The 8,438-nt window shown below is 50.5% G+C and carries 7 protein-coding genes; all 7 read right to left on the bottom strand.

The genetic code is table 11. The annotated features are described in order from the left end of the window. Positions 1-418: 418 nt before the first annotated feature. Positions 419-1,492 (bottom strand): ABC transporter ATP-binding protein, encoded by a 1,074-nt coding sequence (locus tag METPAY_RS14790; protein WP_048153103.1) that lies wholly within the window; start codon positions 1,490-1,492, stop codon positions 419-421. Continuing rightward, positions 1,492-2,265, bottom strand: a complete 774-nt coding sequence (locus tag METPAY_RS13685) for an ABC transporter permease (protein WP_245611656.1) — start codon at positions 2,263-2,265, stop codon at positions 1,492-1,494. Before METPAY_RS13685 ends, METPAY_RS14790 begins: the two co-directional genes overlap by 1 nt. 34 nt (positions 2,266-2,299) lie before the next feature. Beyond that, on the bottom strand, positions 2,300-3,196 hold the full coding sequence (modA, locus tag METPAY_RS13680; protein WP_245611655.1) for a molybdate ABC transporter substrate-binding protein: 897 nt from the start codon (positions 3,194-3,196) through the stop codon (positions 2,300-2,302). Positions 3,197-3,364: 168 nt separating this feature from the next. Beyond that, positions 3,365-4,711 (bottom strand): NADPH-dependent glutamate synthase, encoded by a 1,347-nt coding sequence (gene gltA, locus METPAY_RS13675; RefSeq protein ID WP_048153100.1) that lies wholly within the window; start codon positions 4,709-4,711, stop codon positions 3,365-3,367. Between the two features lies 1 nt (position 4,712). Continuing rightward, entirely contained in the window at positions 4,713-5,552 is an 840-nt protein-coding gene (locus tag METPAY_RS13670) for a sulfide/dihydroorotate dehydrogenase-like FAD/NAD-binding protein (RefSeq protein WP_084600904.1), read from the bottom strand. Between the two features lie 43 nt (positions 5,553-5,595). Further along, entirely contained in the window at positions 5,596-7,230 is a 1,635-nt protein-coding gene (gene arcS, locus METPAY_RS13665; RefSeq protein ID WP_048153099.1) for an archaeosine synthase subunit alpha, read from the bottom strand. Beyond that, positions 7,223-8,438: tRNA guanosine(15) transglycosylase TgtA (gene tgtA / locus METPAY_RS13660; protein WP_048153124.1), on the bottom strand; the 1,216-nt coding region annotated here is incomplete at its 5' end. The genes tgtA and arcS, both read right to left, overlap by 8 nt.

The raw sequence follows: 8,438 nt of genomic DNA, 5'->3' as shown, positions 1-8,438 counted from the left end.
AACTTGCGCAAGGGTTGCTTCTAAAAAATATTTACTATAAATAGAAAGGGAGGGGGAGATCCCCCTCCCTATGACCCTCCCCCCATGGCGATAAGTCTCACTCGGGGACGGGCAAGCGTCCCCTCCTGCTCCAAAATGTTTTGTTGTTGGTCTCAAAATTCCAGAAAACAGGGTTATGTTCCAGATAGTTGATCTCTCCCGGCCGGAGGCCGGGCTATCTCAATTGCGCAGGTTGCGTAGCGATCCTGCGCCCGGGTTGCCCCGTCAGGGGCTTACGCCCTTAAAAAAGCCAGAAAGGCTCCTGGTAAAAAGGAAGAGGAAACAGATCTTCCCGCTCCAGGGGAAAAAGGGTTCATTTTAAACCGCATGGATTCATGAAATTGCAAAAAAGTTTTTTAATATCTATATGGACATTAATTCAGTTGGTATAAGGGAATATATGTACGGCAGAGGCCTTGAACGAGACATGTATTGGATCTCCTTTTTCAATCTTCAGGCGTGTTAGACTCTGCCTCGTTATTAATCCGGATACCTGAATCTCTCCAAGGTTCACTGTAATCCGTGACAATACACCGTTCCATTTGATGTCTGATACAACTCCTGAAAAGATATTTCTGGCTGTCGAGTCCAGCGCTTCTTTTGAAAAGATCAGTTCTTCCGCTCTTATCGCTATATACACATCCCCCTCCAGGGGTGTTACAGTATGTATAACGAGGGAACCGACATGGATCTCAGCCTCCCCGTCGGCTCTCTGTACGGACTTTCCGCGGAAGATATTCTCCATTCCGGTGAATTTTGCAACAAAATCTGTAGCGGGATCGTTGAATATTTTCTCGGGAGATCCTTCCTGGACGATCTTTCCTTCCTGTATAATAGCTATCCTGTCGCTGAGTTCAAGCGCATCGGCAAATGTATGGGTCACGATTATCGAGGGGATGTTTGCTTCCTTCATCCTGTGCCGGAGTTCTCTCCGCATTTCGGTCTGCATGAGGACATCCACTGCCGCAAGCGGTTCGTCAAGCAGGAGGAGATCCGGATCAAGGACAAGGGCTCTTGCAAGAGCGACTCTCTGTCTCTGGCCTCCCGAAAGACTGCCTACATTGATATCCCTGAGTTCCGAGAGATGCATCGTCTCGATCTGGACGCTTACCCGCTCCTCGATCTCCGCTTTCCTCGTCTTCCGGCATCTCAGCCCGAAGGCTATGTTGTCATATACCGAATAATGAGGGAAGAGTGCATATGACTGGAAAAGGTGACCGATATTTCTTTCATCGGGCGGGAGATTTATTCTTTCATCTGCAGAGAACAGTGTCCTTTGGTTTAGCGAAATAGTCCCGGCGTCGGGATTCAGTAGTCCTGAGATCATATTCAGCAGTGTCGATTTTCCCGCACCGTTTTCTCCTATCAGGACAAGCGTTTCACCCTCTGATACCGAAAGAGAGATCTCCTGGGTAAAATCCCTGAGTTCCTTTTTAATATCGATCGAAAGCATCAGATCTCCCTCTTTGTCACGTACTTGACTGTCATTATCACCGCGAAGGAGATTACGACCAGGATTATTGCCAGGCTTATTGCATCGTACATATTGCTCTGCATGGTTGTATAGATCGCAAGCGGCATGGTCTGTGTTTTTCCCTGGTAATTTCCGGCGAACATCAGGGTGGCACCAAACTCTCCAAGCGCGCGTGCGAATGTCAGTATTGCACCCGATACTAGGCCGGAAGATGCTATGGGTATCGTTATCCTCATTAAGACCTGAACTTTGGATGCACCGAGAGTTTTTGCGGCGTTTTCATATATCGGATCTACCGCTTCAAAACTCGCTCTTGCCTGACGGATGTAAAAGGGCGATGCTACAAAGACCTGTGCCAGAACGACCGCGACAGTGGTGAATGCAAGTTGTATCCCGAAGAGATCGAGATAACTCCCGAGAACTCCTCTTCTCCCGAATGCCATAAGCAGAGCGAGACCTGCAACAGCAGGCGGGAGAACTATGGGAAGATCCGTCAGGGTGTCGATTATGGCCCTTCCCCTGTATTTTACCCGTGCATTTACATAGGACAGCGGGGTTCCAAGCGCGATTACGATGATGGTGCTGATCGTTGCAGTTATAAGAGAAAGAACCATTGCATCGACAACGACAGGTTCTGAAAGGGATCTTACAAATTCCTCCGGCGTGATTTTAAGGAAAAGCGATGCTATGGGAAAAATCAGGATCAGCAGGAACAACGAGATAAGAATGAAAAGGGCGAGATTAAATCCCATCCCTTTTGTTTTCTCTTTAAATGATGCCAGTATTTTACTGGCTTTCAGGGATTGGATCAAATCCATAGTCTTCAAGTATAGCGCTACCCTCTGGGCCGCGTACAAATTCTATGAAATCAAGAGCATCGTCTTTGTTTTCTGTGCTGGCAAGAACACCGAGCGGATATTGTGCAACTACATTGAATTCTGCTGGAATTTCAATAGTAATCAGCTGATCTTTGTATTCCTGCAGAATATCGGACTTGTAGACAAATGCTGCGTCTGCTTCGCCGAGTGTCAGCTTGGGAACTACCGTGCTGACTGCGGTCTCTTCAGAGACTACATTTGCATATACTGCATCGACATATTCCGGTCCGTAGCTTTCGCTGGCGTTCATCTTCTCAAGAACCTGGCGCGTGTATGATCCGAACGGTACATCTTTTGTGCCAATTACGATCTTTACACCGGGGTTTGCAAGGTCGGCAAGCGTTTTGATGTTTGCGGGATTGTCTGCCGGTACGATTACTGCCATTGAGTTTTCAAGGAACAGCTGGACTGTATCGTTGTCCATGTATCCCTCGTCTACAAGGGCATTCATATGTTTTGTGTTCGCCGATACAAATACGTCAGGCTCTGCGCCCTGTTCAATCTGTGTACGGAGTGCCTGTGAACCGTCGAATACGTTCTGTACAGTAATGCCGTCGGACTGTGCATTGTAAGCGTCGGCAATGTCAGTGAAGGCGCCGGTAAGCGATGCTGCCGTAAAGACAGTAAGAGTGACCGGCTGCGCGGTGGTCGCTGTAGCAGTAGCCGTGGATGTAGCAACGGCTGTCTGCGTTGGTGTTGCAGTTGCCGGGGAATCGGTAGTCCCCGTACATCCCGCAAAGAGAATTGCTGATACAATCAGTAAAAGCGGGAGTATAATTTTCAATTTTCCATTGGAATCCATCATAATCACCATGCAAAAGCAAGTGTCAGTCAAATTTTATTCTTTATGCGATATAAATTGGTTGTATTCTTCTCTTTAAGTAAATTGATTGTTATTAACAATGAGCAATCTGTTTCTCATTAGGACAGCAGGAAGGGTGAATTATTAATATAAAAAGGTGATTTTGTAGAATTATTTCAGTATTTCGTTGATTGCCCTTGCCGCTTTCTTTGCCGATCCCATAGCCTCAATTACGGTTGCCGCACCGGTTGCGACATCTCCTGCGGCAAAGACATTTTCGATCGAGGTCTGTCCAGTTTCCTCATCGACAATAATATTTCCTCTTCTGCCTCTTTCAAGATTGTCGATTAATGATATCAGCAGGGGGTTGGGGCTCTGTCCTATAGCCTCGATTACAACATCGGCGTCGATCGTGAACAAGGCCCCTTCTCCGGTCATCGGGACGGGACACGGTCTGCCGCTTGCGTCCTCTTCGCACATCTCCATCCTGACACATTCGACACCTGCGACCGAACCCTCGCCGAGAATCCTGACAGGATTTACGCAACACAGAAACTCTATGCCTTCCTCGACTGCGTTCTCGACCTCTGCCTCTCTTGCCGGCAGGTCTTCCTTCCTGCGCCTGTAAACAAGGGTTACGTCGGCACCCATTCTTTTTGCGACCCTGGCTGAATCCATCGCTACATTTCCTCCGCCGACGACGACGATCTTGTCTTTCTTCATTACAGGAGTGTCGTAATCGGGGAATGAGTCGGCGTGCATCAGGTTTACTCTTGTCAGGAATTCGTTTGCCGAGTAGACTCCGTTCAGGTTTTCGCCCTCTATTCCCATGAACGAGGGAAGACCTGCGCCTGTTCCGAGGAAGACAGCATCGTATGCCAGCAATTCGTCTACGGGAACGCTTCTTCCGACGATGTAGTTGAGTTTAAGTTCTGCGCCGAGCTCCAGCACCTGGTCGATCTCTGCCTTAACGATATCCTTCGGGAGCCTGAATGACGGGATTCCGTAGGTGAGAACTCCACCTGCCTTGTGAAGCGACTCGAATATCGTGACCGAATGTCCTTCCTTTGCGAGTTCTGCGGCGGCGGTAATTCCGGCCGGACCTGAGCCGACTATCGCGACTCTCTTTCCTGTCTTCTCTTTGACCTCCGGGATCTGCACGCCGTTTTCTCTCTCCCAGTCGGCGACGAATCTTTCGAGAGCTCCGATCTTTACCGGTTTCCCTTTGTTCCCGAGGATACAGACACCTTCGCACTGGTTCTCCTGGGGGCAGATCCTTCCGCAGATTGCCGGGAGCATGTTGTCCGTCTTGAGGATATCGGCGGCCTTCCTGAAATCCTCCTTCGATATTGCCGAGATGAATCCGGGGATGTCGATATTTACGGGGCATCCCGTTATGCACTGCGGCCTGACACAGTCCATGCACCTGAGCGACTCCAAAATCGCATCCCGTTCTGAGAAACCGCGATCGACTTCATTGAAGTCTTTGATCCTCTCTTCGGCCTGTCTCTTTCTCATCTCAGTGGCCTCCGCATTCGCATGTATGATCTTCGAAGAGTTCTCTTGCTTTCAGTTCCTCTTCCGTATAGGTTCTCTGTCTTGTCATGAGTTCGTTCCAGTCCACGGAGGCGGCCTCGAATTCAGGGCCGTCGACACATGCGAATTTCGTCTCGCCGTCTATAGTTACCCTGCATGAACCGCACATCCCGGTTCCGTCGACCATTATCGGGTTGAGGCTGACGAATGTCCTGACATTATAGGGGACGGTGGCGAGGGATGTGATCTTCATCATTATCGCCGGGCCGATGATCCAGACGCAGTCGACGACTCCCTCTTCAAGTTTCTTCTTCAGGATATCAACCGGGAATCCGTGATAACCAAAACTGCCGTCGTCTGTGCAGACAACGAGTTCGTCGCAGTGTGATGCGAGTTCGTCCTTAAGAAGGAGAAGGCTTTTGTTCCTCGCGCCGATGATACCGGTGATTTCATTGCCTGATTCCTTCAGTGCCTTTGCAAGAATCGGGAGACATGCTATGCCTACGCCTCCACCTATAACGACGCATCTTCCCCAGTCCTTTATCTCGCTGGGGTGGCCTAAGGGGCCGGCGACATCTTCGATGAAGTCTCCTTCCCCGAGAGTCGAGAGGAACATCGTCGTCTTCCCGACCTTCATGAATACTATCCTGACAAGGTCGCCGTCGACACCCGAGACCGTTAAGGGAATCCTCTCTCCTTTATCGTTGATGCGGATAACAAGGAACTGTCCGGCCCGTGCATTTTTTGCGACATGCGGGGCGTTAATCCAGAATTCAAAAATATTTTCGGCAATCATTTCTGCCTTTTCGATTTTATAAGCCAATAGAGTCACTCCGGTAACAAAAATTTGTGATTATAATTTATCATTAGATCTTCTTTACTTTACGCACTTTGACCGCTACGCCTCTCTTAGATCCTATCATCTCTTCGGAACCCATCGAGGCTCTTCCTGTTGCGATTGCCTTTGATCCTTTCACAAAGACTTCGTCGCCGGGTCTGATTTCAGGGTCGCATCCGATGACTCCGGGCGCAAGTATGTCTCCCTGGGGGACGAAGTCGTCGATCGAGACGGCATAATGGCCGGCCAGGTGCTCCCAGCCTTCAAATGTCGGCCGGTATAAACCTGTTTCATTTTCTATGCTGAATAGCTGCGTCTTCTTCTTCAGGACTTTCCTGTTGCCGAGGCGGCCCTTGATTATCATTCCGGATGTATCTACATCAACGCCGAACTGCCACGAGAGCATGCCCCTGATGTAGTTATGGCTCTTCCTTGGAAGACCGGCCATTGCCTGTTCAAGATTTCGTATCGAATCATGGGATGTAGGACTGTTTCCGGTAGCCGTGAATATCGGTTCGATGCCTGCTCTTTCAAGGGCGTCCTTTGTAATTATCGCGGCATCCCCGTCAAGGTGAACAAATACCTGTTCGTACCTGTTCTTTGTGAAATAATCCTCGACGACCTTACCGATTATATTCCTCTCCTCCATGTCCCAGTAGCCGGTGACAGGAACATCGTAATGTCCTGCAGGATATACACCCTCAAGTTCGCGGGGAACTAGTGCAAGGGGTGATGTCAGGATGATCTCGTGGGCGCGATCGCGGATTGCACCCATGTACTTCCTGTGGCTCTGTGATGATGAGTACGGTTTTCTCGCCGAGCAGGGGAGTATTACCGCCGCGTCCGTTCTTGAAGGAATGTATCTCGATACGACTCTCTGCATGAACCTTTTGATCTCCGGGCGGTTGATAGAGTCGCCGGAATTCGTGTAGAGCCTGATCGGTCTTGCGACCGGTGTGGAACTTTCTGTAAATTTATATTCACGGTCGAAGAACCGGAGGATCGAAACGAGGTTGGGGGCGTTCAGCGACTGCTTCTCCAGGTATTCCCTTATTGTTCCTCCGTTTATCCTGAGGATTATCTTTGCGATCTCTGATTCGAGCGCGGTCCTGTTATGGAGTTTCAGGTCACCTTTGAGGCAGCCTTCGCACCCGCATGTCCCGCCGTTCAGGTAATCTTCAGCAGGGTATTCTCCGTCCGGGTTGCAGAATATTCCCTGCGATGTCTTCAGGTCCACGGCAGTATAGTCGAAGAGATCGAATCCCGACGCGATCAGTGTGGCGACATTCGAGGGAAGTGCGGATGCAGGAGCATACCACATCGTATCGGGCGGATGCCGGGTCTTCATATCGATGATCCATTTTACGTAGTTCCGCGGGTCCGTGATTACCGTATGCCAGTTGGGAACCATCACGGCCGCACCTGATCCTGCTTTCATGCTTTCGGGCGATGTGGGGTGCGATATGAAAAACTCCCCCTTCTGTTCGAGGAACCTTTCGCAGAATTCACCGTCCGCATAGAGCGGCACGTTGGAATAAGCCATCGTTCCGAGAGACAGGAAGGTCTCTGTAGTGTCTATAACACAGGGTGTATTGAGTGTGAGTTCACCTTCGGAAAAAACACCGGTCCGTGCAGGCCCTTCGCGTTTCGTAACCTCAAACATAACTGAACCTGCCTTTCTCTTTTAGTTCCGCGAGTTCATCGTCTATTATGTTCCTGAACTTTTCACCACCGGAGATCGTGAACTCGGTATCCGGGTTGGATTCGACCAGGACCTTCAGTCCCCTGCAACCCGACCTGAACATGTCTTCATCGTTCTCCGGCATCTCGCTCTGCCCTACCGGGAAGGTCTCCTTTAGTTCCGGGGGGTAAGGGCCGAACGGCGGCTTGAAAAGGAGCACTTCACCTGCATCATCCGGCCCGGTCTTTTTTCCGTCTTTTCCGTCGATCAGTATGAGGGCCTTATCGCCTGTATCGATTCGTGACAGGTTCCTGTGGTATGCGGTTACCTCGGTCCTCATGCAGCTCTCCTTTCCCCTGTAGAAGAAGCGCCTCTTGGTGATCCTGTCGGATTTTTCCAGTTGATCCTTATATTTGAGGAGTTCGAGGTATCCGTCGTAGAGCCTCGGGTGGTTCCTGCATCTCTCGTCGACAAGCTCCCAGAGGGTTCCTTCGAGTATCGCCTGCCTTATTCTTGCAATCTCGGCAAGTGTGACGTGCATGTTGTGAAGGGCGAGCAGCCTCTCTTTGTCTTCGGACTTTTTCAGTTCCTCTGCCGTATGGGTCCGGCAGACTTCACAGGCACAGGGGAGTTCGTTCAGCTCCGCCAGCTTATAGCTGCCCTGCGGCGTCATGTACCTGTCTTCGCGGGCGTAGAGTGCATATGCCGCCGAATCGAAGACATCGCATCCCATTGCTGCCGCAAGAGCGAACATCGAAGGGTGTCCCGCCCCGAAGAGATGGACACATGCGGAAGGGGACATGGTCGATTTTGCGGCCATTACTACCTTCACAAGATCTTTGTACCTGTACGACTCCATGAGCGGAACGACTGCGCCGATCGGGCAGAAGATGTTGTTCAGCTCCGAGACCTCGTGTCCTGCCCTCTTCCTGAGATCGGTGTGGATTCCGCCCTGCACCGGGGCCGCGAGATGCCCGTCGTCTATTATCTGGAGGGCCTCTCTTATTCTCTGCATCGTAATGTTGAGCTCATCTTCGGCCTCTTCGTGTGTCCTGTCCGGAGGAGATGCGATATCCATCGGGACAATGATCTCGCTGCCGATTGCCCTCTGGAACGCGACCGTTTCGGAGTTCGAGAAATCGACGTCGCCGTAGACAGACTGCTGGAAGGCTCCCGAGTCCGTCATGATT

Origin of the sequence: Methanolacinia paynteri (assembly GCF_000784355.1) — an archaeon.
GTDB classification, from domain to species: domain Archaea; phylum Halobacteriota; class Methanomicrobia; order Methanomicrobiales; family Methanomicrobiaceae; genus Methanolacinia; species Methanolacinia paynteri.
Note: the sequence above shows the minus strand (reverse complement) of the source record. Positions and strands in the feature narration are given on the sequence as shown.